Annotated in this window: 25 protein-coding genes and 1 tRNA gene; 11 read left to right on the top strand and 15 right to left on the bottom strand. The window is 64.6% G+C overall.

Annotated features, from left to right (window positions below):
- Positions 1 to 37: 37 nt before the first annotated feature.
- The 3 genes from FFS37_RS07630 to leuD form a co-directional block, all read right to left on the bottom strand.
- Positions 38 to 529, bottom strand: coding sequence for an ester cyclase (locus FFS37_RS07630; RefSeq protein ID WP_171026209.1), 492 nt, complete (start codon positions 527 to 529; stop codon positions 38 to 40).
- Between the two features lie 38 nt (positions 530 to 567).
- Positions 568 to 1,503: a hypothetical protein gene (locus FFS37_RS07625; RefSeq protein WP_137930325.1), complete on the bottom strand. Its 936-nt coding sequence runs from the start codon at positions 1,501 to 1,503 to the stop codon at positions 568 to 570.
- A 69-nt stretch (positions 1,504 to 1,572) separates the two neighbouring features.
- Positions 1,573 to 2,178: a 3-isopropylmalate dehydratase small subunit gene (gene leuD, locus FFS37_RS07620; protein ID WP_137930324.1), complete on the bottom strand. Its 606-nt coding sequence runs from the start codon at positions 2,176 to 2,178 to the stop codon at positions 1,573 to 1,575.
- Between the two features lie 166 nt (positions 2,179 to 2,344).
- Here leuD and FFS37_RS07615 point away from each other — a divergent pair, with 166 nt between their 5' ends.
- The 4 genes from FFS37_RS07615 to FFS37_RS07600 all read left to right on the top strand — a co-directional run bounded on the left by FFS37_RS07615 (position 2,345) and on the right by FFS37_RS07600 (position 4,237).
- Positions 2,345 to 2,770 (top strand): GNAT family N-acetyltransferase, encoded by a 426-nt coding sequence (locus FFS37_RS07615; RefSeq protein ID WP_137930323.1) that lies wholly within the window; start codon positions 2,345 to 2,347, stop codon positions 2,768 to 2,770.
- Positions 2,771 to 2,874: 104 nt separating this feature from the next.
- Positions 2,875 to 3,189 (top strand): ArsR/SmtB family transcription factor, encoded by a 315-nt coding sequence (locus FFS37_RS07610; protein ID WP_210240448.1) that lies wholly within the window; start codon positions 2,875 to 2,877, stop codon positions 3,187 to 3,189.
- Positions 3,186 to 3,632 carry an SRPBCC family protein gene (locus FFS37_RS07605; RefSeq protein ID WP_137930321.1) on the top strand — a complete coding sequence of 149 codons (447 nt, stop codon included), beginning with the start codon at positions 3,186 to 3,188 and terminating at the stop codon, positions 3,630 to 3,632. Before FFS37_RS07610 ends, FFS37_RS07605 begins: the two co-directional genes overlap by 4 nt.
- A 41-nt stretch (positions 3,633 to 3,673) precedes the next feature.
- Positions 3,674 to 4,237 (top strand): SRPBCC family protein, encoded by a 564-nt coding sequence (locus tag FFS37_RS07600; protein WP_232375599.1) that lies wholly within the window; start codon positions 3,674 to 3,676, stop codon positions 4,235 to 4,237.
- Here the strand turns inward: FFS37_RS07600 and FFS37_RS07595 are convergent.
- The 5 genes from FFS37_RS07595 to FFS37_RS07575 are packed head-to-tail and all read right to left on the bottom strand — an operon-like array spanning position 4,234 to position 10,209.
- Positions 4,234 to 5,142 (bottom strand): hypothetical protein, encoded by a 909-nt coding sequence (locus FFS37_RS07595; protein WP_137930320.1) that lies wholly within the window; start codon positions 5,140 to 5,142, stop codon positions 4,234 to 4,236. The two genes, FFS37_RS07600 and FFS37_RS07595, sit on opposite strands and share 4 nt — an antisense overlap.
- A 39-nt stretch (positions 5,143 to 5,181) precedes the next feature.
- Positions 5,182 to 6,348: an NAD(P)/FAD-dependent oxidoreductase gene (locus FFS37_RS07590; RefSeq protein WP_137930319.1), complete on the bottom strand. Its 1,167-nt coding sequence runs from the start codon at positions 6,346 to 6,348 to the stop codon at positions 5,182 to 5,184.
- Positions 6,349 to 6,376: 28 nt separating this feature from the next.
- Positions 6,377 to 7,975 (bottom strand): sensor histidine kinase, encoded by a 1,599-nt coding sequence (locus FFS37_RS07585; protein WP_137930318.1) that lies wholly within the window; start codon positions 7,973 to 7,975, stop codon positions 6,377 to 6,379.
- A complete protein-coding gene (locus FFS37_RS07580) occupies positions 7,966 to 8,658 on the bottom strand; it encodes a response regulator transcription factor (protein ID WP_137930317.1) in 693 nt (230 codons plus the stop codon). Before FFS37_RS07580 ends, FFS37_RS07585 begins: the two co-directional genes overlap by 10 nt.
- A 3-nt stretch (positions 8,659 to 8,661) precedes the next feature.
- Positions 8,662 to 10,209 carry a DUF4153 domain-containing protein gene (locus tag FFS37_RS07575; RefSeq protein ID WP_137930316.1) on the bottom strand — a complete coding sequence of 516 codons (1,548 nt, stop codon included), beginning with the start codon at positions 10,207 to 10,209 and terminating at the stop codon, positions 8,662 to 8,664.
- Between the two features lie 578 nt (positions 10,210 to 10,787).
- On the opposite strand from FFS37_RS07575, the gene FFS37_RS07560 reads away from it, so the two are divergent.
- On the top strand, positions 10,788 to 11,663 hold the full coding sequence (locus FFS37_RS07560; RefSeq protein WP_171026208.1) for an HpcH/HpaI aldolase/citrate lyase family protein: 876 nt from the start codon (positions 10,788 to 10,790) through the stop codon (positions 11,661 to 11,663).
- A gap of 132 nt (positions 11,664 to 11,795) precedes the next feature.
- Positions 11,796 to 12,002, top strand: coding sequence for a DUF1737 domain-containing protein (locus tag FFS37_RS07555; protein ID WP_056585621.1), 207 nt, complete (start codon positions 11,796 to 11,798; stop codon positions 12,000 to 12,002).
- A 30-nt stretch (positions 12,003 to 12,032) separates the two neighbouring features.
- On the opposite strand, the gene FFS37_RS07550 is transcribed toward FFS37_RS07555, so the two are convergent.
- Positions 12,033 to 12,371 carry a YunG family protein gene (locus tag FFS37_RS07550; protein WP_137930314.1) on the bottom strand — a complete coding sequence of 113 codons (339 nt, stop codon included), beginning with the start codon at positions 12,369 to 12,371 and terminating at the stop codon, positions 12,033 to 12,035.
- 4 nt (positions 12,372 to 12,375) lie between these two features.
- On the bottom strand, positions 12,376 to 12,798 hold the full coding sequence (locus FFS37_RS07545) for a metallopeptidase family protein (RefSeq protein WP_137930313.1): 423 nt from the start codon (positions 12,796 to 12,798) through the stop codon (positions 12,376 to 12,378).
- 261 nt (positions 12,799 to 13,059) lie between these two features.
- Here FFS37_RS07545 and FFS37_RS36125 point away from each other — a divergent pair, with 261 nt between their 5' ends.
- Genes FFS37_RS36125 through FFS37_RS07525 form a run of 3 tightly spaced genes read left to right on the top strand, consistent with a single transcriptional unit; the run spans position 13,060 to position 18,897 of the window.
- The gene (locus FFS37_RS36125) at positions 13,060 to 14,136 is read left to right on the top strand and encodes an ImuA family protein (RefSeq protein WP_137930312.1); all 1,077 of its coding nucleotides are present in this window, start codon (positions 13,060 to 13,062) and stop codon (positions 14,134 to 14,136) included.
- On the top strand, positions 14,078 to 15,556 hold the full coding sequence (locus FFS37_RS07530; protein ID WP_137930311.1) for a DUF6504 family protein: 1,479 nt from the start codon (positions 14,078 to 14,080) through the stop codon (positions 15,554 to 15,556). The genes FFS37_RS36125 and FFS37_RS07530 overlap by 59 nt, the downstream gene beginning before the upstream one ends.
- The gene (locus tag FFS37_RS07525; RefSeq protein WP_137930310.1) at positions 15,553 to 18,897 is read left to right on the top strand and encodes an error-prone DNA polymerase; all 3,345 of its coding nucleotides are present in this window, start codon (positions 15,553 to 15,555) and stop codon (positions 18,895 to 18,897) included. The genes FFS37_RS07530 and FFS37_RS07525 overlap by 4 nt, the downstream gene beginning before the upstream one ends.
- 415 nt (positions 18,898 to 19,312) lie before the next feature.
- Here FFS37_RS07525 and FFS37_RS07520 read toward each other — a convergent pair whose 3' ends face one another.
- From FFS37_RS07520 to FFS37_RS07505, 4 genes are all read right to left on the bottom strand, one after another.
- On the bottom strand, positions 19,313 to 19,552 hold the full coding sequence (locus FFS37_RS07520) for a Trm112 family protein (RefSeq protein ID WP_137930309.1): 240 nt from the start codon (positions 19,550 to 19,552) through the stop codon (positions 19,313 to 19,315).
- Positions 19,553 to 19,629: 77 nt separating this feature from the next.
- Positions 19,630 to 20,301 carry an LON peptidase substrate-binding domain-containing protein gene (locus FFS37_RS07515; RefSeq protein WP_137930308.1) on the bottom strand — a complete coding sequence of 224 codons (672 nt, stop codon included), beginning with the start codon at positions 20,299 to 20,301 and terminating at the stop codon, positions 19,630 to 19,632.
- Between the two features lie 214 nt (positions 20,302 to 20,515).
- Complete coding sequence (gene trxA / locus FFS37_RS07510; protein ID WP_137930307.1) at positions 20,516 to 21,520, bottom strand: thioredoxin; 1,005 nt, start codon at positions 21,518 to 21,520, stop codon at positions 20,516 to 20,518.
- An 84-nt stretch (positions 21,521 to 21,604) separates the two neighbouring features.
- Complete coding sequence (locus FFS37_RS07505) at positions 21,605 to 22,102, bottom strand: prolyl-tRNA synthetase associated domain-containing protein (RefSeq protein WP_137930306.1); 498 nt, start codon at positions 22,100 to 22,102, stop codon at positions 21,605 to 21,607.
- Between the two features lie 210 nt (positions 22,103 to 22,312).
- Between FFS37_RS07505 and FFS37_RS07500 the strand changes: the two genes are divergently transcribed.
- Both FFS37_RS07500 and FFS37_RS07495 read left to right on the top strand, forming a co-directional pair.
- Positions 22,313 to 22,387, top strand: a tRNA-Gly gene (locus tag FFS37_RS07500).
- 119 nt (positions 22,388 to 22,506) lie between these two features.
- On the top strand, positions 22,507 to 23,100 hold the full coding sequence (locus FFS37_RS07495; RefSeq protein ID WP_137930305.1) for a hypothetical protein: 594 nt from the start codon (positions 22,507 to 22,509) through the stop codon (positions 23,098 to 23,100).
- Positions 23,101 to 23,214: 114 nt separating this feature from the next.
- Here FFS37_RS07495 and FFS37_RS07490 read toward each other — a convergent pair whose 3' ends face one another.
- Entirely contained in the window at positions 23,215 to 24,015 is an 801-nt protein-coding gene (locus FFS37_RS07490; protein WP_137930304.1) for a SapC family protein, read from the bottom strand.
- Between the last annotated feature and the right edge of the window lie 142 nt (positions 24,016 to 24,157).

The raw sequence follows: 24,157 nt of genomic DNA, 5'->3' as shown, positions 1-24,157 counted from the left end.
TCGATGCCCTCGCAGGAGGTTCAGTTGCTTTGGGTTGTCAGGCTCGCAGTTGCGCCAGGACGCCGGCGATATCACCCATGCCCCAGTGCTCGACGATCAGACCCTCTTGGACCCTAAAGATGTCACATGAGGTGAAGCGCAGGGCCCGGCCGGTCGGCGCGACGCCGAAGTAGACGCCCTTGTGCGTGCCGCTGTAGACGAAGCTCGCCGCCACATGCTCCTTGTCGGTGACCACGACTTCGATGGCGACCTTGAGATCCGGCATCGCCATCAGCCGTGCCTTGAAGAAAGCGGCTGTTGCCTGTTTCGGGCTGACATTCGCTGGTGCTGGCGCGGCGGCGCTTTGTTGGTGATTGACATAGCTGTCGGCGAACAGCTTGGAGAAGCCGTCGATATCGCCCGCGCTTAGCCTCGCGGCGAATTGCTCGGCCGATGATTGAGGCGAGGGGTTCGACTGGGCGAGGGCCGGAGTCAGCAATCCGCTGCCCAGAAGCAGCCCGGCTGCCGTTACTTGCCGCCGATTCTGCATCATGATCTCCGTCATCACATCACGAGCGAACGCTCGAATCAGTTCGCCTCGCCCTGCGCCTTGTCCAGCGCTGCCTTGATATCGGCGGGCCATGTCGCCAGCGCCGGCCAGCCCTTTGGCTGGCCATCGTCTCCCCGGCGGGCGAAGTAGAGCTTGTGCTTGGCCGGGTCGACGGCCATGAAGCCGTCATTGCCGCCGCAATCGTGCGGAACGCAGCCTGTGGCATAGAAGGCGCCGGACGCCGTCTTTTCCGTGCCGCCGCCGACCAGCAGGCTGGTGGCCATGTCGGTCATGTCCTTGCCGAGCAGCTTTTCGGCTTCCTTGTAGACCGCCTCGTTGTGGAAGGCGTCGATGATGTTCTGGTATTTTTCCGGATCGATGTCTTTCCAGTCGGTTCCGGGTTCGGGCATGTAGGTCAGGTTGCCCGAAATCGTCAGACCGTCCGTCGGTGACCATTGCAGCGCCGGCTTCTGGTCGCCGGGCAACAGATAGGGCACGAAATAGATGGCGTTGTCGGAGACGGCGGTCGGCGGAGCGCCGCATTCGTCCTGCTCCACCTTGGTGCTCTGGATCTCGCCGCCTTCCGGCTTCCAGATGATCAGCGTCGCCGGCCCGCACTGGTTGCCGCCGTCACCGACGTCGAACAGCGCCACCTTGACGCCGCCCACTTCGACGATCTTGTCGAAGAAGACATCGTAATTGCTGGCAAGCTCCTTGCCGTTATAGGACAGCACCTTCTCGCCATACTGTTCCTTCTGGGTGACGGTCAGCTGGCCGCCCTCGAACGGCACCGGCGCCTGCTTGTCATCGTCGCTGGCGTCGGCGGTGTCCGCCCCTTGCGCGTCGGCGGGAGGTTTCTGCGCCGAAGGCGGCGTCTGCTGCGCCGCGGGCGTCTGGGTCTGTGCGACCGCGCCCATCGATGGCGCCAGCAGCAAGGCCAGGCTCCAGGCCCCGGCGAGAAGCAAGCGTGTCATGACCGTCCCTCCTCAGTCGCACGAACCCGGCCTCGGGAGGCCGGGCCTATCCAGGGCACACGAAGCCGCTCAGGCCCAGGGGCGCTGTTCGGCGTTGCGCTTCTCGAACGAGGCGATGGCGCCGGCCTTCTCCATGGTCAGGCCGATGTCGTCGAGGCCGTTGAGCATGCAGTGGCGCTTGAAGTCGTCGAGATCGAAGCTGACCACGCCGCCATCGGGACCGCGGATTTCCTTGGCTTCGAGATCGACCGACAAGGTGGCGTTGGAGCCGCGCGAGGCATCGTCCATCAGCTTCTCCAGATCCTCCGGGCTGACGGTGATCGGCAGCACGCCGTTCTTGAAGCAGTTGTTGTAGAAGATGTCGGCGAACGAGGTGGAAATCACGCAACGGATGCCGAAATCGAGCAGCGCCCATGGCGCGTGTTCGCGCGAGGAGCCGCAGCCGAAATTGTCGCCGGCGACCAGGATCTGCGCCTTGCGGTAGGCCGGCTTGTTGAGCACGAAATCCGGATTCTCCGAACCGTCCTCCTTGTAGCGCATTTCGGCGAACAGGCCGGTGCCAAGCCCGGTGCGCTTGATCGTCTTGAGATAATCCTTCGGGATGATCATGTCGGTGTCGACATTGACGATCGGCATGGGGGCGGCGACGCCGGTGAGCTTGGTGAATTTTTCCATGGCTTTTGCCCGTCTTCTCTTTGCAGTTCTGGGGATTGCTGGTGCCGGTTTACACAAAGCCGGCGGCAAATAAAAGGCAACTGTTCGTGCGCCTCCCGGCCTGCCGGGCAGACGGATAGTACAAAACGGCTTCGAATTCCCGAGCCGATGGTGCACTCTGGCCGTCATGACGGAAAACTCGCATGTCCTCTACGCCCGCGAACCGACTCTCGCCATTGCCGAATTCCGCCGCGTGCTGGTCGAGTCGGGCCTCGGCGAGGTCCGGCCCGTCGATGACGAGGCAAGACTGAAGGCGATGCTGGACGGCGCCAACCTGATCCTGACCGCCCGTCTCGACATGGAAGGCAAGCCGCTGATCGGCGTCGCCCGCTGCCTGAGCGACTTTTCCTGGGTCTGCTACATCAGCGATCTCGCCGTCTCGGCCAAGGCGCAGGGACTGGGCATAGGCAAGGGCCTGATGGACGAGGCGCGCCGGCAGCTCGGGCCTTCGGTCGCCATCAGCCTGGTTTCGATGCCCGATGCCGTCGGCTTCTATGAGCGCATCGGCATGAGGCGAATGACAGACGCCTTCTGGTTTTCCCGCAAACGTTGATCTTTTCTCCTGTGCCGGCATCCAGCCGGCAATGGCCCCAACTATTGGCGCGGGGTATTGCCGCTTGACATGCAACCAAATGGTTGCATATTTAGGCCATGAGCATGGATGCCGTCTTTCGCGCCCTGGCCGACCCGACCCGCCGGCAATTGCTGGACAGCCTGCATGCCAGGAACGGCCAGACGCTGAACGCGCTGTGCGCCGAGATGGACATGACGCGCCAGGCCGTGACCAAGCATCTGGCCATCCTGGAGGAGGCGAACCTCGTCACCACCCTGCGCAAGGGGCGCGAGAAGGAGCACTACCTCAACCCGGTTCCGATCAACGAGATCGCCGAACGCTGGATCGGCAAATTCGAGCGCCATCGGCTGGATGCATTGAGCGACCTGAAGAAACGCCTTGAAAGGGAAGAGCCGTGAACAACACCTTCGTCTACGTAACCTATATCCGCACCACGCCCGACAAGCTCTGGCAGGCGCTGACCGATCCCGAATTCAACCGGCAGTTCTTCCTCTGCTCCTACCAGGAGAGCGACTGGAAAGCCGGATCGAGCTGGAAGCTGATCTTCCCCGACGGCCGTGTTGCCGATTCGGGCGAGATCCTGGAGATCGATCCGCCGCGCCGCCTGGTCATCAAATGGCGCAACGAATGGATGCCCGAGGTAAAGGAGGACGGCTACACACGCTGCACCTTCGCCATCGAGCAGGATGGCGAATTGACGAAGCTCGCCGTCACCCACGAAGCGGATGGTCCGCACAAGTTGATCCCGAACGTCTCCAGGGGCTGGCCGCTGGTGCTGGCGAGCCTGAAGAGCCTGCTCGAGACCGGCAAGGGTTTCGAGCGCCCGCCATCGAAGGGATGAAAGCCTCATTTCGGTAACGAAACACACTGGAGGAGACATCGATGATGACGTTCGACCCCAGCGCTCGAAGCATGACCAATGGCGAGACGGTCATGGCGTCAGCCTGGATCGAGGCGCCGCCGCAACGCATTTTCCGGGCTCTGGTCGGCAAGGAGGTCGAGCAATGGTGGGGATCCGCGGACACCTACCGGATGGTCGATTGGTCGGCCGAACTTCACGTCGGCGGCTGCTGGACGGTTGTGGTGCGGACGGCCGACGGCAGGGACCTTCCGGCCGGCGGCGAGTTCCTTGAGATCGAAGCGCCGCGCCGGATCGTCCAGACACGGCGCTATGGCTGGGATCATCCGAAGCTTGGCCGGCGACAAACCACGGTCGCCTATCTCCTGGAGCCGACCGCCGGCGGCACGCTTCTCACCATCTGCCATGGCGGCTTTGCCGGGCTGGCCGATGCGGCGGCCGAACATGCTGAGGGCTGGGGCCGGGTGCTTTGCTGGCTGCAGGATTATTTCACGAAGCGGCGGCCTGGCGATCCTCACCCTGCCGGCACGTGCCGGCTGCCTGCCAGTTCCGGCATTTCCCGCCTGGTCGGGACCGCTTCGATCTAACCGGAAGCCAAGCGTTCCCTTGTGCCGCCCAGATAGGTATCCCAGATATGATCGCATAGGGAGCGGCGGTATTCCGGGTTTGTCGCGAACTGGCGGTAGGACGCGCCGCCAACATGGAAAAAAGCGTTGTCGAACATCTGATATTCGACATCCCTGTCCTGAACGTTCACCGTCATGGAACCGACGGTCGCCTTTCCGAATTGGGCGTCGGAAAATTTCGCGTACAGCACCGGCCAGTTGCCGCCGCCTGTATCCATTCCAATATCCAGACGATGCCTGAAGTCCAGATTGACATGCTCGACGGCGGAGAAGTCGTAGAAGCAAAGGCCCGCCCAATAAAACCAGCGATCCTCGTCCTTCGGCGATTTATACAAATAGGTGGATTTGGCCTTCAGCGCCAATCCATAACCTATCCTGTCGCCAATCAGCTTTTCCATATCGACATGGCTGATCGGGAAGCAGTCGTGATCGATGAACCCGAACATATCGGGGCTTAGTTTCCTGATGATGTTGTGGAATGCCCATGTCTGCGAAATTCCATGGGAGCGTGAAGGGTTTCGCTCGAAATTCCTGGGCAAGGGGAAATAGGCGACGCCACGCTGCCGGCAGATCGCCTCGATGGCAATTCTGGCATCGGGCTTTGACGAGTTGTCGATCACCACCAGCCGCGTTCCGGGCGCAAATATGCGCCAGGCCGTGGCGAGCGCATCTATGACCCAGGGCGTATTGAAGGCAATCGTGAAGCAATAATTCCGTTCGGGGCTCTGCTTGAGAGTTTCCGCGAAAGCGTGTCCCCTGGAAACGGAACTTCCCAGAAACTGGCGATATAAAATTTCGTTGCGGAAGTCCAAAAGCAATTGAACGCTTTTCGTGCGGCGAAATTTCTCGACAATCGTCTTAAGCAATGCCCACTCCGAGCCATCCCCGAAAAATATAGCGTTCCGTCAAATCACGTTCAATTCCCTGAACGCCCGTCCCTCTGCCACACGTTCGTAGCCGAACGCCGAGCAGTCGATCGTCCTGTACCCGCCCTGCACGATCAGTTCGGCCAGCGCCTTGCCGACCGCCGGCGCCTGCTGCAAGCCATGACCCGAGAAGCCGTTGGCGAAGAGGAAATTGCCGACCTCCGGATGCGGGCCGATGATGGCGTTCTGGTCAAGCGTATTGTAGTCGTAGTGGCCGGCCCAGGCGCGGGTCGCCTTGATCGCCTCGAAGGCCGGGATGCGGGTTGCCAGCGTTGGCCACACCACCTCCTCGAACAGCGACCAGTCGACCTCGAAATCCCTGGGGTCGGCCGGGCCGTCGCCCTCTTCCGGCTCGGCGCCGCCAGTGAGATAGACCGAACCTTCGGGTCTGACATAGAGGCCAGAGGGATCGACCAGCAGCGGCATGTCGGCATATTTCTCGCGCGCCTCGAAGACGAAGACGTTGCGCTTGCGCGGCTCGACCGGCAGCGAAAGGCCGGCAAAAGCCGCGACCTTGCCGGCGTTCGGCCCGGCGGCGTTGACGACGGTGCCGGCCTCCAGCGTCTGGCCATTGTCGAGGCTGACGCCGGTGACGCGGTTGCCGTCGCGCGCAATGCCGGTGACCGACGCGGTGATGAAATCGATCGTCTTGTCCCGCAGCGCCTTGCGGAACAGCGTCAGCATGGCATGTGCGTCGAACCAGCCCTCGCCGCTGCGGCCATAGGCGCCGGCCACGATGCCCTCGTCCGACAGCCAGGGGAAGCGGCGCGTCAGCTGGCCGGCGTCCTCCAGCAGGATGTCGGCACCCTCTGCGATTTGCGCCTCGTGGTTGGCCTTGAGGATCGGCAGGCCGGCCTCGCCGGCCAGGATGAGATAGCCACCCTCGCGAAAGCCGATATCGGCCTCGGCGCCGAATTCCTCCTTCAGCCGCCGGAACAGCTTCAGCGTGAATTGCGACAGGCGGATGTTTTGCGGGATCGAGAATTGCTGCCGGATCGAGGCCATGGACAGCGTCGTTGCCGCATGCGCGAATTGCGGATCGCGCTCGACCAGCGCGATCGAGCCGGAAAACCCTTCCTCGCGCAGGTAATAGGCGATCGAGGAGCCGACGATGGCCCCGCCGATGATGACGATGTCGTAGCGCATTTTCTCTCCGATCCGGCCGCCGGCATGTCTATCCAACCGGCAGAACGATCTCGAAGCGCGTGCCGCGCCCGGAGTCAACCAGCCGGATCGTGCCATCATGTGCTTTCAGGAGGGCCAGCACGATGCCAAGGCCCATGCCGGTGCCGCCGCTGGAGCGCCGCGTAGTGAAGAACGGCTCGAAGATGCGCGCCCGGTTGCTCGGCGAAATGCCGGCGCCGTCGTCGCTCACCTCGACCGTTGCCCTGCCCGCGGCGCTCGTTGCCGTGACCGAAACCAGCGTCGCGCCATGCCTGGCCGAATTATCGATGAGATTGGCGAGCACGATCGCCGCGTTTTCGGCCGAGATGCGCAAGGCGAGATCGCCGCCCGCACCGGCTTGAACCGTCAGCCTTGTGTCGACAGGAAGCAGCGCCAGCGCCGCCGCGACCGAGGCGCTTTCGCCGCTGGGCGCGAGATTCTCGGCCCGCGCCAGGTCGAGCAGGCGCCGGACCAGCAGATTGAGCCGCCCGGCATCGGTGACGATATTGTTGGAGAAGCGCCGCCGCTCCTCATCGTCCATCGCGCTGCCTGAATCGCGCAGCAGCTCGGCCGCGCCCTGGATCGCCGTCAGCGGCGATTTGAGCTCGTGCGAGACATGGGTGGCGAAGGTCTGGATCGAGTCCGAGCGCGCCTGCAGCTTTTCGGCCATGTCGAGGAAGGCTGCGGACAGCTCGGCCATTTCGTAGGTGCCGTGATGGTCGAGCGGCCGGATCGCGTCGCGCTCGCCGGCGGCGATGCGCTGGGTGCGGTCGATCAGCGCGTAGATCGGCCGGCTGACGGTGCGCAGGAAGACAAGGCCGATGAGCAGCGTGCCGCCAAGGATGGCGATGGCCGCCAACGTCACCTTGCCGCGCTCGCCATAGAGATGCTTGACGATGTTGTTGGGCGTTCGCGACACATAGACGACACCGGCGACATGGTCGTCGACAACCACCGGCATGGCGACGAAGACGCGAACCCTGGTGCCGCGGCTGACCGAATAGAGCGGTGGCGCCGGCTGCTCGGGGATGCGCAGCCTGAGCACGCTTGCATAGCCCCCGCCCAGCGCCTCGCGCACCTCCTGGACCTCGGCCAGCGACTGCCCGACCTCGCTGCGCCCGGCGATGACGACGCCCCGGGGATCGAGCAGCCGGAAGCCGGCAAGCGTGGTCTTCTGCGTCGCGTCGAGAATGCCGGACAGGCGCGCGCCGATCGCGGCGAAGACGGGATCGGCGGTAGCGGCCGTCCCATCCGGCCGGGTCGGAAGCACGCTGTCGGAGGCGAGGTCGAGTTGCGGCTCGATCGGCCGGTAGGGCCCGCCGGGGTTGCTCCGGCTTGCGCCGGCGCCGGTTTGCGGCAGCGGCGTGCCGAGTTTTTCCAGCGGGACGCCGGCCTCGCGCACCTCCTGCGCGTAAAAGGCCGATATGACCGCGCCTTGTGCGATCAGCTCAGCCTCGGTCTGCCGGATCAGCTGGTTCTCGTAGAGACGGAAGAAGAACAGGCCGACCAGCGGCAGCGCCATCACCAGCATCAGGATGGCGACGACGACCGTGGCAAGGCGCGGCCGCCATTTGCGGCCGATCCATTTGCGCGACGCCGTCAGCCGCATTTGCCGAGCCGGAAGCCGACGCCGTGGACGGTCTCGATGACGTCGGGGCAGCCGACCGCCGCGAGCTTCGCCCTGATGTTGCGGATATGGCTGTCGACGGTGCGGTCCGCGACATGGATCCTGCCGGCATAGGCATTGCTCATCACCGCGTCGCGGTCGAGCACATGGCCGGGCCGGGCCAGAAATCCTTTGAGGATGGCGAACTCGATCCCCGTCAGGGCAAGCGGCCTGCCGTCGAAACTGGCGCCGTGGCTGGCTGGCGTCAGGATGAGCTTGCCATGCGAAAATTGCCGTTCGTCGGCGGATTCGGGCGCCGCCGGGCGGGCGCGACGCAGGATGACGTTGACGCGGGCCACCAGTTCGCGCGGGGAAAACGGCTTGGTGACATAGTCGTCACCGCCCATTTCGAGCCCCAGGATGCGGTCGATCTCTTCATCGCGCGCGGAGAGGAACAGCACAGGCACATCGGATCGCTGCCGCAGCCGCCGGCAGACCTCCAGCCCGTCCATCTCGGGCATGCCGATGTCGAGCACGATGAGATCGGGAGCCTGGCGTTCGATCTCCTGCAAGGCGGCAGCGCCGTCGGCCACGCCGAGCGTCTTCATGCCCGCCTTTTCCAGCGCAAAGCAGATCACCTCGCGGATATGCGGGTCATCGTCGGCGACGAGAATGTGATGCGGCATCGGTCAGCGGCCCGGCAAGGAAGGTTGTGAAGGCTGAGGAAGCACGGGCAAGCCCCTGCTGTCGAGATATCGAAGCAGGCGCCAGTCGCGAAAGCTCCAGGCGCGCCAGTTCTGCTGGACGATGCGATACCACTCCTCGTCGCTGGCCCGCACCCCTTCCAATTCGCGCACGGCTCCGGCACCAGCCGTCTTGTCCTGGTGATCGAAAAAACGATCGAGCGCCGGAAACGCCCCCGGCCCGAGCGAGCGCAGATACCAGGCGTCGAGGGGAATGCCCTGGCCGGTCATTTCGAAGGAATGGTCGACATTGTAATTGGCGATCGTGGCCGCGAAGTTGATGAAGCAACAGGCATAAAGCGTCAGCGATAACGTCAGAAGATTGGCGGACGAGAGCCATTCATTGGATTTTCGAAGCGCGATGCGGGCGATGATCAGCGCGAGACCGGCCGCCACCAGCCCCATCCAGACGAAAGCGGCGATGCGCCAGTAGGTCAGCGCGTAGACGCCGACATAGAGGTCGAGCCGCAGGATCGACGAAATCACCAGCACGATGTTCTGCGCGACCCAGGCATAGACCAGCCGGCGGATGAGCGGATCGGCCGATGTCTGGCTTCCCGGCCTGAGTGCGGCCAGGACAAAGCCGGCGGCAAGCAGCGCGGTGACAACAAGCGGATAGGCGCCGCGATGGGCGTAGGCGGCGTAGCTCAAGCCGTCGGGAAGGGCCGCACCACCCCAGAGATAAGCGGCGTCGAGCCCTGTCTGGAGCGCGAACAGGACGTTGAAGACGATCAAGGCGCGCAGGATCGCTGCCTTGCCGAACAGGATGTCCTCGATAACGTGCCTGTCCGGATTGACCGCCGCAGGCGCATTGGCAGGCGCATGGTTTGGCCGGAAAATATGCTGCGAAAAACGCGGCAGGCGCGGCCGCAGGAAAGCCCAGACGCCGGCGAGCACGAACAGCCAGAAGGCAATGCGCGCCAGCTGGATGAGATCGAGCAATTTCATCAGGTCGATCAGCGACAGCCAATAGTCGATGACCGGGTTTGCGGCGCCGAACAGCGCCAGGAAGACGGCGCCGAGTGTCAGCGGCATCGCCCAGACGGCGATCGCCGCCAGCCGCACACGTCGCCCGCCAAACCGGCGCGCCGTCTTGCGCCAGCGGATGAAATCTCGGATGAAACGGAACGGCGCCGCGAGCCCGAACAGCGCGATCTGGCTGGGAATGCGGGCGATGTTGTGCCGCAGGCGCCCGCTCAGCGAAAGCGCGAAGACGACCAGGGCCGCAAGCGCGACCGATACGGACAGCGCGCTGACAGTCTCGGCGAGCGGCAGCAGCGCGACCAGCAAGGCGCCAGGCTTCAGCCAGACCTTGATATCGCTGAAGGCTGTGGGATGCACGGCCACCACGGCGGCGGCAATCAGGATGGCGAACAGGAGAACCGTGATGCCGGCCGGCTGGCCATAGAACAGGAAATCCGCCAGCACGACCAGCAGCACGGCAATGCCGAAGCGGCTGCAATAGCTTGGCGCGGCGGTGAAAAACGATGTCATGAGCTGACCTTCCTGATCGCTTCTGGCCTGATCGCGTCCAATCGCCTTGGCGGCAGGCTCCTGCGGACAAGGGGAACGAGGATCGCTTTAGACTTCGCGCGCGGCGGATCGGCCAGCCACCAGCCCTCGCTGCGCAGGCGCTGTGGCAAGGACCAGCGGGGTTTTGCTCGCTTTTTCATGTCGCCTGTTTCGCAAGCCGGCGCGGAGACGGCAGGGCGGATCCGAGGAGCTTTTCCGCAGGCGTGTGCAGTTTTCGTGCAGAGCTGCCCTTCAAGGCTGGTGCGCTGTCCACCATCTTTTACGGACGTTGGCGCCGCCCTCATTGTCCTGCCGGACATTTCTCCCTGTAAACGGGGCGAAAGGGGCTGGCCGCAACGCCGGCGCCTTTTCTGCAACGTTGGCGATTGGCGAAATCGGCGATGAGGGCGTCCTTCTCCCCGTCACTATACGGGGAGAAGATGCCGGCAGGCAGATGAGGGGCGGCGCTGATCTTGATGATTAGCTGATCCCACGCAAACGTTCCTAAAGCCATGCCCCCAACGCTTGTCTCCACCCGCGACACGCGGCATAGATCGGCCATGGAAACCTACCGCCCGCGCCGCTCGGTGCTCTACGTCCCCGCCTCCAACGACAAGGCGCTGGCCAAGATCGCCGGGCTTGCCTGCGATGCCGTCATCATCGACCTCGAGGACGCCGTGGCACCGGCCGACAAGATCACCGCCCGCGGCAAGCTGGCGGCGATCCTGGCCAACCGCCCTGGCAGCGGCTGCGAGATGGTGGTGCGCGTCAATGCGCTTTCCAGCGAATGGGGCGCGGACGATCTTCTGGCCGCCGCGAGTTGCCAGCCCGACGGCATCCTTCTGACCAAGGTGGACACGCCGCGCGACCTGCTGGAGGCCGGCGACGTGCTGGACGACAATTTCGCGCCCGACAGTGTGAAACTATGGGCGATGATCGAGACACCGAAGGCCATGCTCAACATCGGCGCCATCGCCGAGCTTGGCCGCGACCCGGCCTCGCGACTGGCTTGTTTCGTTGCCGGAACAAATGATCTGGCCAAGGAAACCGGCGTCCTGGCCACACCAGACCGCCGCTATATCGTGCCCTGGCTGATGCAGATGGTGCTGGCCGCGCGGGCCGGCGGCCTGGATGTCCTGGACGCCGTTGCCAATGATTTCCGCGATCTCGATGGCTTTGCCCGCGAATGCGCGGAGGGAGCCGCCATGGGCTTCGACGGCAAGACCGTCATCCATCCCGCCCAGATCGAGGCCGCCAACCGCGCCTTCGCGCCGTCGGCGCAGGCACTTGCCGAGGCGCGCCAGGTGGAGGATGCCTTTGCGCTTCCCGAAAACCAGGGCAGGAGCGTGATTTCGCTGAACGGCCGCATGGTCGAGCGCCTGCATCTGGCGCAGGCCGAAAAACTACTGGCGAAGGCGGCCGCCATCGGCGCATGATCCCGGCTGGAGCCGTTCAGTACTTCACGGAATCGCTGAACGGCTCTAGCTCTTTGCTTTCAAGCAATTCCGGACGGAAAACCGTTTCACACTTTCCCTGGAATTGCTCCGATCACCACAGGACTTGAGACCATGAAACTCTACCGCTTTCTGACCGGTCCGGACGACGCCAGCTTCTGCCACAAGGTGACGGCGGCGCTGAACAAGGGCTGGCACCTGTTCGGTTCGCCGACCTATGCCTACGACAAGAAGGCCAAGGCGATGCGCTGCGGCCAAGCCGTGGTCAAGGATATCGATGGCCAGGAATACGGACCGGACACCAAGCTCAGCGACTGGTGAGGGCTCGCGGACCGACCGGCGGCGCTGAGGTCAAAGGCTCAGCCTGGCCTTGAGGGCCTCGTACTGGGCCGGCGACGTGTCGGCCATCGCCTCCTCGCGGCTGGACGACAGATCCGCGAACGGGATCGGACGGTCGAACTGGCTGATCGTCATGTCCCATTTGATGCCGTCGACCAGATTGTAGAAGTGCGTGCCGCCGGGCGTGTAGGTCTTGAGGATTTCGCCCCCGAAGGCGTCCTGGACGACCAGGGCGGTGACGCTGCACTGGCCCTTGGCCGGGTTTTCGGCGCTCCAGCTCCCGGAGCTTTCAAGGCTCCATGCTTCTTTCAGCCTGCCGAAAAGGTCGCCGGGATTGGTGATGCCGCGCATGCCGCTACTCTGCTGCTTCCTCGATCCGCTCCATATCATCGTCGGATAAGCCGAAATGATGGCCGATTTCGTGGATCAGCACATGGGTGACGATGTCGCCCAGCGTTTCCTCGTTCTCCGCCCAATAGTCGAGCATGGCGCGGCGGTAGAGCGTGATGCGGTTCGGCCCTTCGCCGGTCTGCGGGTTCCAGCGTTCGGCGATGCCGCGCCCTTCGAAGAGGCCGAGCAGGTCGAACGGCGTTTCCAGCGACAGATCGTCCATGATCTCGTCGGTCGGGAATTCGGCGATCTGGATGACGATCTCGCCGGTCAGCTTGCGAAAATCTTCAGGCAGATGCGCGTAGGCCTCCAGGGCCAGGAACTCCAATTCGTCCATCGAGGGCGAGAACTGGTCGTGCCAGGTGCGGGTCTTGTAGATGCGGGCCATGCTTTGTCCTTTGATCCCGGCATATAGGCTTTCGCGGGGGTCGAGGCAAATCCGCCGCCCACCCACATCTCCACGGCACCACACACGGGTTGCTTCTGCCGGGGATGACGGCGTCATGGATGACCCGTGGCCCACCGGGGTATCAGGCATATGACTATCCAGCGAAGGAATAAATTCCTCGTGACTCTGCTTGACTCTTCCAGCACCCTCTGGAATCTATAGGAACATAACAGGAACAATTGTGAGTGGAAGCTGACCGTCATGGCGATGACCGCTGTGGCGCGGGAGACTGTTTTTGCCCTGCGCCGCCAGATCGCGAAGATCGAGGGAACGCTGCCCGAGCGCCTGCAGGCGCCGGCTGGCGCGCCGCCCGATGCCCGGATCACGGCCAGCGCCGACCTTACGATCGTCCGGCGCGGGCTCGCCGCGACCTTGCCGGATGCCTTCCTGCCCGTCGGCGTGGAGCGTCTCGATGCGGCCCTGAGCGGTGGCCTGCCGAAAGCCGCGCTGAGCGAAATCCATGGCCAGGAGACCCGCGATGCCGGGGCCGTCGCCGGCTTCGCCCTGTCGCTCGCCAGCCTGGTCCTGAAGCAGGCACAAGGCTTGCCGGTGCTGTGGGTCGGCACGTCGGAAATCTTTCACGAGGCCGGTTTTCCCTACGCCAGGGGGCTGCATGCCGGCTTCGGCATCGAACCCGGGCAATTGCTGTTTTCCGAGACGCCGAAACTCGCTGACGCCCTGTGGGTCGCCGAGGAAGCGGCCCGGATGACGGCTCTTGCCGCCGTCATCCTCGAAATCAGGGGCAATCCGCAGCGGCTGGACCTGACCGCGACGCGCCGGCTGCATGCAAGGGCGATGGCGGCCGGCCGGCCGGTCCTGCTGCTGCGGCAGGCGGCGGCGCCTGAACCGACGGCGGCACCCGTGCGCCTCCTCGTCGCGCCGGCGCCGGCGGCGCCGCGCGCCACCGTCGCCGGGCCGCTGGCCGGCTCGATCGGCCGCCCCGCCTTCACCATCACCATCGGCAAGAGCCGCACGGCCCTGCCGGGACAATTCACACTGGAGTGGAACCCCGATGAACACGCATTCGATGAAAGAAGGGGCGATGAAAGAAGGGGCGACGAAAGAAGGGGCGACGAAAGAGCAGGCGAAGACCGCCGGACAGCGAATCCTGTCGCTGTGGTTTCCCTATCTCGCGGCCGAAAGGATCCTGCGGCAGCGCCTGGGGCGGTCCTGGCGTTCCCGGCCGCCGGAGCACCCGTCACCATCCCACCCGCCGCTGGTGATCAGTCATCGCGACAGCAACGCGCAACGCATCTCGGCCCTCGACGAGCGGGCTGAGGCGCTGCACCTCAAGCCCGGCATGGGCATTGCCGATGCGCGCGCCATGCATCCCTCGATCGATATCGTCGAGGCCGACCCAGAGGCCGATCGCCGCCTGCTCGAAGGCCTGGCGGACTGGTGCGACCGCTACACCCCGCTGGTGGCGCTGGACGGCATCGACGGCCTGTTCCTCGACGTCACCGGCTGCACCCATCTGTTCGGCGGCGAACGCGCCATGCTGGACGACATCCTGTCGCGCTTCTTCCAGCAGGGTTTCGATGTCCGCGCCGGGCTTGCCGCGACACCGGGCGCGGCCTGGGCGGCGGCGCGCTTCTGCGGCGACCGCATCGTTGTGTCGGGCGAGGAGGAGACGTTGCTGGCGCCCTTGCCGCTGGCGGCGCTGCGCATAGCGCCTGAGACCCGCGCCAGTCTGGAAAGTGTCGGCCTGCGCACGGCGGGCGCCGTCCTGGCAGCGCCGCGCGCGCCGCTCGCCCGCCGCTTCGGCGCCTCCCTGCTGTTGCGCCTCGACCAGGCGCTTGGCCGGCTCGACGAATCCGTCTCGCCGCGCCTTCCCGTCGCGCCGCTTTCGGTCGAGCGTCATCTGGCCGAGCCCATCATGCAGACCGACGACATCGAACAGTTGGTCGGCCGGCTCGCCACGGCCCTGAAAGCCGATCTCGAACGGCGCGGCGAGGGCGCGAGGGCGCTGGCGCTTTTCCTCTTTCGCGTCGACGGTGCCGTCAGCCGCATCGCGGTCGGCACCTCGCGGCCCCTGCGCGAACCACGGCTGATCAGGCGCCTGTTCCACGAAAGGCTCACCGCGCTGGAGCAGACCATCGACGCCGGTTTCGGCTTCGATCTCGTGCGGCTCTGCGTGCTTTCGGTTGCCGCCTTCGACATGCAGCAGGGCGACCTCGCCGGCGAGGTCGCCGACGACGAGGCCGACATCGCCCTCTTCGCCGACCGCGTCCGCGCCCGCCTGGGTGACGGCGCCGTGCTGAAGCCGGTACCCGTCGAAAGCCATCTGCCGGAGCGCGCCGTCGCCATCGTTCCCTTCAGCGAAACCCCGCGCCGCACCACGCCGCCGAAGCGGCCGGGCAGGACACAGGCGCCGATGACCATCTTCCCGCCCGAACGGCCGATCCGGCTGTTTCGCGCGCCTGAACCGATCGAGGTGCCGGCCACCGAAATGCCGGAGGGACCGCCGCTGCGTTTCCGCTGGCGCCGCGCGCTCTACCGCGTCACGCGCGCCGAGGGCCCGGAGCGCATCGCCGCCGAATGGTGGCGTCAGGCGCCGGGCGACGCCGCTGCGGCGACGCGTGACTATTTCCGCATCGAGGATGCCGACGGCCGCCGCTACTGGCTCTACCGGCAGGGCCTTTACGGCGGCGTCTCGCCGGTGCCGCCGCGCTGGTTCCTGCACGGGGTCTTCGCATGAACGCGCTGACCGTCATCCCCTATGCCGAATTCGGCATCCAGTCGAATTTCTCCTTCCTGCGCGGCGCCTCCAAGCCGGAGGAACTGGTGGTCGCCGCCAAGCTCATGGGCTTCTCCGCGATCGGGCTCGCCGACCGCAACACGGTGGCCGGCGTGGTGCGCGCCTGGCAGCAGGCGAAGGTCGAAAAGCTCTCCTACCATCCCGGCTGCCGGCTGGTGTTTGGCGACGGCACGCCGGACATCCTCGCCTATCCCAGGGACCGCAAGGGCTGGGGGCATCTGTGCCGCATGCTGACCCAGGCCAATCTGCGCGAGGAAAACGAAAAGGGCGCAACCCTTCTCCAGCGTGACGACCTGCTCGAATGGGGGGATCTGATGTCGCTGGCCGTCCTGCCCGATCTGGCGGCGGGCGCGGAGATCAGCCTGACCTTGCTGCGGCAGCTCAGGCACCGTTTCGGGCCGGCCCTGCGGCTCGGCGTGTCGCCCTGTTATGCCGGCAATGACCGTTTCAGGGTCGAGCAGGCGGCGGCAATGGCCGAGAGCACCGGCATCCCGCTGATGGCGACCAACGACGTACTCTACCACACGGCCGAACGCCGCCCGCTGCAGGACGTGCTGACGGCGATCCGCCTCAACACGCCTGTGGCGGAGGTCGGGCTGGAACTGACCGCCAACGCCGAGCGCCACCTGAAGCCGCCACTGGAGATGATGCGCCTGTTTCGCAGGCATCCGCAGGCGCTGGCCGAGACGCTGCGTTTCGCGGAGGAACTGACCTTCTCGCTCGGCGACCTCCAGTACAATTATCCCGACGAGCCGACGCAATCGGGCCTCGGGCCGCAGGCGGAACTGGAGAGGCTTGCCCGGGAGGGAGCGGCTCGGCGCTTTCCCGACGGGGTTCCAGCCAGTGTCATGCAGCGCATTCAGGAAGAACTCGCCCTGATCGAGCGGCTGAACTACGCCCGCTACTTCCTGACCGTTTACGACATCATCGCATTCGCCCGCGGCGAGAACATTCTCTGCCAGGGCCGTGGTTCCGCCGCCAATTCGATCATCTGCTTCTGCATCGGCATCACCGAGGTCGGGCCGGACAAGATCGACACGCTGTTCGAGCGCTTCATCTCCGAGGAGCGCAACGAGCCGCCGGACATCGACGTCGATTTCGAGCATGAGCGCCGCGAAGAGGTGATGCAGTACATCTATACGAAATACAGCTCCAAACGCACCGCGCTCGCCGCCGCCGTGATCAGCTATCGCGGCCGCTCGGCGCTGCGTGAAGTGTCGAAGGCGATGGGCCTGTCGGAAGATGTCAGGGCATCGCTTTCCGGTTCGATCTGGGGCTGGTCCACCTCGGAACTCGGCGAGAAGGAGGCCCGCGCCGGCGGCCTCGACCGCAGCGACCCGGTGTCGCTGCATGTGATGGAGCGCGCCAACGAGATCATGGGCTTCCCGCGCCACCTTTCCCAGCATGTCGGCGGCTTCGTCATCACCAGGGACCGGCTCGACGAGATCGTGCCCATCGTCAAGACGGCGATGGACGAGCGCAAGATGGTCGAATGGGACAAGGACGATCTCGACGCGGTCAAGATCCTCAAGGTGGACATACTGGCGCTCGGCATGCTGACCTGCCTCCAGCGCGCCTTTACCCTGCTCACCAACCAGTACGGCGTCAGGGACGAGCATGGCAGGCCCTTGACGCTGGACACGATCGCCAAGGAGGATCGCCACGTCTACGACATGATCTGCCGCGCCGACACGCTGGGCGTCTTCCAGATCGAATCGCGCGCGCAGATGTCGATGCTGCCCAGGCTCAGGCCGCGCTGCTTCTATGACCTCGTCATCGAGGTAGCGATCGTGCGGCCGGGCCCGATCCAGGGCGACATGGTGCACCCGTATCTTCGTCGGCGGCAGGACAAGGAAAAAGCCGAATATCCCAAGCCGGAACTGGAGAAGATACTCGGCAAGACGCTTGGCGTGCCTTTGTTCCAGGAGCAGGCGATGAAGATCGCCATCGTCGCCGGCGGCTTCAGGCCGGGTGAGGCCGACGAATTGCGCCGCGCCATGGCCACCTTCAAGCGCACCGGCACCATTGGAAACTACCGCCAGCGCATGATCGACGGCATGACAAGTCGGGGTTACGAAAAGGATTTCGCCGAGCGTTGCTTCAAGCAGATCGAGGGGTTTGGCGAATATGGCTTTCCCGAAAGCCACGCCGCGTCCTTCGCGCTCCTCGTCTATGCCTCCTGCTGGTTCAAGACCTTCTATCCCGACGTCTTCTGCGCCGCGATCCTCAATTCACAGCCGATGGGGTTCTACCAGCCGGCGCAACTGGTGCGCGACGCGCGCGACCATGGCGTCGAGATCCGCGAGATCGACGTCAATCATTCCGTCTGGGACTGCACCCTGGAGAAAGCTCCCTTCGACCCGGCCCGCATCCTGGCGCGCCATGCCGACATGCGCGGCGTCATCCAGACAAATCATGCGTTGCGGCTCGGCTTCCGGCAGATCAAGGGCCTGTCGAGGGACCGCATGGAGGCCTTCGCGCAGCGGCGCGGTGCCGCCTATTCGAGCGTGCGCGACGTCTGGCTGCGCTCCGGCCTCGACGTCGGCGAGATCGAGAAGCTCGCGCAGGCCGACGCTTTCCGCTCGCTCGGTCTCGACCGCCGTGCAGCGCTGTGGGAAGTGCGGGCGCTGGACGGCAGGAGCGCCGCCGAGACCCTGCCGCTGTTCGACCGGCCGGGGATGACCCTGCGCGAGCTGGAGCCGGAGACGAGACTGCCGAAAATGCCGCTCGGCCAGCATGTCATCCACGATTACCGCTCGCTTGGCCTGTCACTGAAGGCGCATCCGGTGGCCTTCCTGCGCGAGCGGCTCGACCGCGCCGGCGTCATCCCCAACGCCAACCTGCCTGCCGTGCGCGACGGCAGGCGAGTCTCCGTCGCCGGGCTGGTGCTGGTGCGCCAGCGCCCCGGCAAGGGCAATGCGATCTTTCTCACGCTCGAAGACGACAAGGCGGTCGCCAATGTCATCATCTGGCCAAGGGTTTTCGACCGCTTCCGGCCCATCATCATGGGCGCCAGGTTCATCCGCGTCACCGGCAAGCTGCAGTCGGAATCCGGCGTCATCCACATCGTCGCCGACAGGATCGAGGACCTGACGCCCTGGCTGACCGTGCTTCTGGAGAAGGTTGGCCAGGCCGCGCAGCCGGCCGCGCGACACAACTCCGGGGAAGAGCCGGGTCGCTCCAACCAGGCCGGAACAAGGAGCACGCCGGTAGCGCAGGACCTCGCAATGCTGTCGGAGGAGGCGGAAAGCGTCATGCCCAAGGGGCGCAATTTTCAGTAGGCGCGGCCCTTGCCCTCCTCATCCACGGGCGGAGCAGGAGCGAGCACCTCCACGGTGGTGTAAAAATTGACGCTGACGGGATGCCTTCGCCTGGCCCTGCCGGCCATCTCCCCCGCAAGGGCTATGCCATGCACATAGCCTTCTGTGACTGGCGTGACTGACCGGCGTGGGGTTTGATTGCGATGTGGTTCCCCCAATCCGTCGCTGCTTCGCAGCGCCACCTTTCCCCCCTCCGGAGGGAAAGGAAGGAAGCTTGGCTTAAGGAACGTTGGCGGCAATAGACTCGCGCCTTTCCTCTCCCCCGTCGATCGGGGGAGAGGTGTCTCGGCGAAGCCGAGACGGAGTGGGGGTCGACCAGCGCAGCACCAAGACAAGGCATGCGTCAAGCCGCCACCCTTGCGCGCTTCAGCGTCTCTCAGCCTGGCCCGCTCAACCTCGGCGGCGGCAGCACGTCTTCCGCCAAGACGGTCCGCGCCTCCGAGGGCAGCATGATCGGGATGCCGTCGCGCACGGGATAGGCGAGTTTGGCAACCCGGGAAATCAGTTCGCCGCGCTGCGGATCCCAGGTCAGCGGTCCCTTGGTCAGCGGGCAGGCCAGAAGCTCGAGCAACTTTGGATCGACGCTCGCCTTCGTTCCATCACGTCCATCCGCCATCGCATCCCTCTCCGCCTTGCCGGAACCGGAGCCGACCGGAGCTGACGTCCCGGCGGCCCCGCAATTTCCGACACATCCTACTGCAGGCTCGAGCCAAAATCCTCGTTCTCGCGCGCCAGCGTCATCTCGGTGATGGCAATCAGCGTCTCGGCGCGCGTCTTGAGGTCCGCGGCTTCGAGCAGCGCCTGTTTCTCGGCCGGCCCGTAGGGCGCCATCATCGACAGCGCGTTGACCAGCATGGCGTTTTCGGCGCGGCTGACGCTTTCCCAGTCGGCTTCCAGTTCATTGGCCTGCAGATAGGCGCGGAACGCCTTGAGCAGGGCCGGCCGGTCGATCTCGTTCGCCGCCTGGTCCTCGCCGAGATCGGCAAGGAAAGGCGCCGGCTTCGCCTGGCGGAACGGCGTCTTGACGGTCAGTTCGTGGGCAATGCGGAACCGGCAGACGCCTTGCAGCGAAATCAGGTAGCGGCCGTCGCCGGTCTCGGAAAAGGCGATGATGCGACCGAGGCAGCCGACATTGCAGAGCGCCGGCTCGCCATCCTCGCGCAACGCGCCGTCCAGACTGGGCTGGATGATGCCGATGAGGCGCGAGCCGGCCACCGCCTCGTCGACCATCTGCAGATAGCGCGGCTCGAAGATGTTGAGCGGCATGCGGCCGCCCGGCAACAGAAGCGCACCTTCCAGCGGAAAGAGCGGGATGGCCGATGGCAGATCCTTGGCGAGCCGGTAATGCGCGTTTCCCGCTTGCACCTCGTTCCTCCGATCGCTTCCGTCGGGAAGCGTCAATGCCGCCTTCGTTCTGTCCTATCTGGCGCTTTGGCCCGGCGACGCAAGCCTGTGCGACAAAACGGCCGGAAGCCGGCTTAAGGCAATTCCAGGAAAGATCCGATCCTTTGCCGCCCGAAATCGCCGAAACAACAAGGACATGGACCGGTTCGCCGCCCCGGGGAGCGGCGGACGCTCCTTACGAAAACAGCAGCGACGACAGTTTGCGCCGCGCTGCCAGCGTCGCCTCGTCGGTCATACCCCAGGCCTCGAAGAACTGCAGCAGCTGCGCCTTGGCGCCGTCGTCGTTCCAGGTCCGGTCCGCCTTGATGATGGCCAGCAGATTGTCGGCCGCCGCATTGCGCTCGCCCCTGCCGTTCTGGATCATGGCGAGATCGAAACGCGCCTGATGATCCCCGGGATTGTCGGCCAGCCGCTTCTCGAATTCGGCCGGATTGCCGAGGCTTGCGGCCTGGGCGGCCAACGCCATCTTGGCGCGCAGGGCGGCCAGCAGCGGGGCATCCTTCTTGGCCTCGGGCGCGGTCGCCAGCAACGCTTCGGCGCCCTCCGCATCGCCGGCCTCGAACAGCAGATCGCCCAGTCCGGCGATTGCCTCGATGGTTTCAGGCGCCTGCGCCAGCACGGCGTCATAGATGTCGGCCGCGGTCTGCATGTCGCCGGCGTCGCGCGCCTCGGCGGCCGCGGCAAGCGCATCGGCCACGGCGGGCGCACCATTGCCCTTGCCGCCGACCTTGTCGATGAACTGCGTGATCTGGCTTTCCGGGATCGCGCCCATGAAGCCGTCGACCGGCTGGCCGTCCTTGAAGGCGATGACCGCCGGAATGGACTGAATGCCGAGCTGGCCGGCGATCGAGGGATGGTCGTCTATGTTCATCTTGACCAGCTTGACCTTGCCGCCGGCGGCCTTGACCGCCTTTTCCAGCTGCGGGGTGAGCTGCTTGCAAGGCCCGCACCATGGTGCCCAGAAATCGACCAGCACCGGCTGGCGGCGCGATTCCTGAATGACGTCGGCGGCAAAGGCCGCCGTCGTGGTGTCCTTGATGACATCGGCGGGCGGAGCCAGCGTCATGTCGCCAGCCGCTGCCTTGGCGCGGGCCGGCTCGGAGCCGCCATACTGCACCGATGTGGTATACTGGCCGCCATTGCCGCCGAAGGATCCGCCAAACGGATTGTTGTCGCTCATCTCGTCACCCTTTCGGTCGCGCCGCCGGCGCGTGGCCCGGCGCAGTGAATTCAATGGAAGTCGGTTTCGCCATCCATGTGGCGATCACGCCGAGACTTTCAAGATAGCAGCATCATGCCCGGTTGCCTCGACGAATCTGATGAGATCGGCCGCCGCGATCGATGTCGTCGCCTCATTGGTCAGCGGATGCGCGTTGATGACGGCATGCTCCATCAGGTCCTTGTCCAGAACCAGCTTGACCCTTTTGGCCGTATCGTTGATGACGCCGAACACGGTGACAGCGCCCGGCAGGACGCCCAGCAGCTCCATCAGCATTTCCGGCTTGCCGAAGGAAACCCGGCTGGCGGCGCCGATCAGCTGGTGGATCTGCTTGAGGTCGACGACGGCATCCTCGCCGACCGTGACCAGGAAGAAATTGTCCTTCTTGTCCTTCAGGAACAGGTTTTTCGTGTGGCCGCCGGCGATTTCGCCGCGCAGCGCCTGCGAATCGGCGACCGTATAGAGCGGCGGATGGCGCTTCGTCGAAACGGCGATGCCGCGTTCGGCGAGAAAGGCGAAAAGCTCGGCTTCGGTTTTAGGCATCGGTTCTATTCCCGTCGACTTGGTGCCTTGCCGTTTACGGCCAATGCGGTGGCCGGCACAAGGCCATCGCGCGACGCGAGGCGGAAATCCGCGCCCGGCGGCGGTTTGCCGGCATCATTCGAAATGGTGCAAAAAGGCTGCGATTTCCCTGTTGCAATCGCCGCGCTCTTCAGCCATATAGGCCCGGCTTGCGGCCAAGACGCCGTGTGAGCGGGTGTAGCTCAGGGGTAGAGCACAACCTTGCCAAGGTTGGGGTCGAGCGTTCGAATCGCTTCACCCGCTCCAGTTTCCTCAAGGGGAATCAAGCATCGAAAAGCCGCGGTCCGCCGCGGCTTTTTCGCGTTTTCGGTCAGTAAAACTGTTCGTAGGCACCATGATGTGTCGATATTTAAGGAGACAGTTCGATGGCTCCGTTGCCACAGCATATTCGGTACGCTGTAAATTTAGCTATCCTAGATATGCACCTTACTGAGATCGACCACGCTTACAGCGCTGCCGTGTCCTCTCTCAAGGATACACGCAGAAAAACGGAAGATGCCTTTCGCCGTGCCCTTGGAATCGGCCCGAACGACCCATTGCCGGAGCCCGAGACGGACGAGGAAGGCGGTTATCTTGACGACATGTACGATCAAGGCGCTGAAAAGATACAAGTCGCCGAGAACAGCATCCCTCTCGTACGAAAGGCCTTTGTCATTGCCCTCTTCCATCTTTGGGAGCGGCACTGCAATGACGGCATGAAGGTCAAAAAGTACGTTCATGAAGACGCGATGCGGTGGGTCGAAGGTAATGGTGGAAAACCAAACCGAGACGGGCTGAGACAGCTCGAGCTAGCGTGTCATTGCGCGAAGCATGGACCAGGCTTGTCTAGCCAAAAACTCTGGCGTCTTCGCGCGAATCTTTTTCCCGGAGTAACAGCAGAGGACCAGGCGAGTGAACGCCGGTTGGTCATTACCGATCAGACGTTTGATGAGTTCTTAAACGCTGTTTCGTCGAGGTAATTTTAGCGGCAAGGGACGATCCGCACCGAAAAGGATCGCAGCCTGCGCCTCCGGTCGCTCGGATCTAACAAAGATCGTGCCGATTGGCGCAATCTTTCGGGCAGCCGAGTGCCGTCAGCCGCTCCTCGCCCCATCTGCCTTCCTCAGCGAGGCCTGGTGCACCAGCGATGTCCAGCTGTTGGTCGAGGCGAGGTGGCAGTAGAGCAGGCCGAGCGCGCCGGATTTCCGCAGGTCCAGGAATGCCGCGTCGCTCAGCTTGTTGAAGGCTTCCTCGTCGATGACCTGGAAATCCGTGAGGTTGAGCACTTCTCCGCCTTCCAGCGTCACCTTGCTCTGCCGCGGCGCGAACAGGCCGTGCGCGTCGATCTTTTCGACCATCTCGCGCGTGGCCCTGAAATCGATCTGGAACTGATTGCAGAAGGCGAGCGCCTGCTTGGTCGCTTCGGTGGGTTCGGTGCCGTTGAAGAAGGGCGCGATCTTGTCTTCGCGCAGGGGCGCAAGAACCTGTTCCACGACACGGTCGCTCGCCCGGTCGACGCACAGCGTCAGGCGGCCCGGGGCCTTCGGATCCTCGGCCAGGATGAAGGGATAGCGGCGCACATAGGCGGGGATGTAGTGCGGCGCGGTCCAGCGGCCGTCGGTATCGACGAACAGGTTCTCGTTCTGGCGCACGCCGGTGATGATGACCGGCGCCTTGCCGGAGCCGATGAACACGATCGGGTAGGAGCGCATCGCCGCCGGCATTTCCGATGCGACCACCGGAATGGCATGCGCCGAGCGGGCAAAGGAAAAGTCGCTGCGCGCGGTCAGCCCGAGCGAGCCGTGCCGCACCGGATTGAGCGCCTCGGGCCTGGCATAGAACAGCGGCAGGGCCTCGCTCGCCGCCGCTTCCGTCGTTGCCCCGTTGTCAGCCATTGTCGGTCCCTTTCTCCTCCGGCCTGTGGGCCGGTCCCCAGCATCGGGCCCCAAGGATCGGAGCCGCCTCTTGTGGCGCTGTTCTTGGCATGACCAAGACTCCCGCGCAGGCGCAAAGTACTACAGTGTCTCGCGCGCGCAT

The sequence above is a fragment of the Mesorhizobium comanense genome (assembly GCF_005503535.1).
GTDB lineage: Bacteria > Pseudomonadota > Alphaproteobacteria > Rhizobiales > Rhizobiaceae > Mesorhizobium > Mesorhizobium comanense.
The sequence above is the reverse complement of the archived record's forward strand: the minus strand, read 5'-3'. Positions and strand labels throughout refer to the sequence as shown.

Excerpts from the sequence above, each read along its gene's own strand:
- FFS37_RS07630 (WP_171026209.1), bottom strand. The coding sequence starts at position 529 with ATGCAGAATCGGCGGCAAGTAACGGCAGCCGGGCTGCTTCTGGGCAGC.
- trxA (WP_137930307.1), bottom strand. The coding sequence starts at position 21,520 with ATGAGCGACAACAATCCGTTTGGCGGATCCTTCGGCGGCAATGGCGGC.
- FFS37_RS07625 (WP_137930325.1), bottom strand. The coding sequence starts at position 1,503 with ATGACACGCTTGCTTCTCGCCGGGGCCTGGAGCCTGGCCTTGCTGCTG.
- FFS37_RS07520 (WP_137930309.1), bottom strand. The coding sequence starts at position 19,552 with ATGGCGGATGGACGTGATGGAACGAAGGCGAGCGTCGATCCAAAGTTG.
- FFS37_RS07615 (WP_137930323.1), top strand. The coding sequence starts at position 2,345 with ATGACGGAAAACTCGCATGTCCTCTACGCCCGCGAACCGACTCTCGCC.
- FFS37_RS07610 (WP_210240448.1), top strand. The coding sequence starts at position 2,875 with ATGGATGCCGTCTTTCGCGCCCTGGCCGACCCGACCCGCCGGCAATTG.
- FFS37_RS07555 (WP_056585621.1), top strand. The coding sequence starts at position 11,796 with ATGAAACTCTACCGCTTTCTGACCGGTCCGGACGACGCCAGCTTCTGC.
- FFS37_RS07545 (WP_137930313.1), bottom strand. The coding sequence starts at position 12,798 with ATGGCCCGCATCTACAAGACCCGCACCTGGCACGACCAGTTCTCGCCC.
- FFS37_RS07490 (WP_137930304.1), bottom strand. The coding sequence starts at position 24,015 with ATGGCTGACAACGGGGCAACGACGGAAGCGGCGGCGAGCGAGGCCCTG.
- FFS37_RS07580 (WP_137930317.1), bottom strand. The coding sequence starts at position 8,658 with ATGCCGCATCACATTCTCGTCGCCGACGATGACCCGCATATCCGCGAG.
- FFS37_RS07560 (WP_171026208.1), top strand. The coding sequence starts at position 10,788 with ATGGAAACCTACCGCCCGCGCCGCTCGGTGCTCTACGTCCCCGCCTCC.
- FFS37_RS07525 (WP_137930310.1), top strand. The coding sequence starts at position 15,553 with ATGAACGCGCTGACCGTCATCCCCTATGCCGAATTCGGCATCCAGTCG.
- FFS37_RS07585 (WP_137930318.1), bottom strand. The coding sequence starts at position 7,975 with ATGCGGCTGACGGCGTCGCGCAAATGGATCGGCCGCAAATGGCGGCCG.
- FFS37_RS07505 (WP_137930306.1), bottom strand. The coding sequence starts at position 22,102 with ATGCCTAAAACCGAAGCCGAGCTTTTCGCCTTTCTCGCCGAACGCGGC.
- FFS37_RS07575 (WP_137930316.1), bottom strand. The coding sequence starts at position 10,209 with ATGACATCGTTTTTCACCGCCGCGCCAAGCTATTGCAGCCGCTTCGGC.
- FFS37_RS36125 (WP_137930312.1), top strand. The coding sequence starts at position 13,060 with ATGGCGATGACCGCTGTGGCGCGGGAGACTGTTTTTGCCCTGCGCCGC.
- FFS37_RS07550 (WP_137930314.1), bottom strand. The coding sequence starts at position 12,371 with ATGCGCGGCATCACCAATCCCGGCGACCTTTTCGGCAGGCTGAAAGAA.
- leuD (WP_137930324.1), bottom strand. The coding sequence starts at position 2,178 with ATGGAAAAATTCACCAAGCTCACCGGCGTCGCCGCCCCCATGCCGATC.
- FFS37_RS07590 (WP_137930319.1), bottom strand. The coding sequence starts at position 6,348 with ATGCGCTACGACATCGTCATCATCGGCGGGGCCATCGTCGGCTCCTCG.
- FFS37_RS07495 (WP_137930305.1), top strand. The coding sequence starts at position 22,507 with ATGGCTCCGTTGCCACAGCATATTCGGTACGCTGTAAATTTAGCTATC.
- FFS37_RS07600 (WP_232375599.1), top strand. The coding sequence starts at position 3,674 with ATGATGACGTTCGACCCCAGCGCTCGAAGCATGACCAATGGCGAGACG.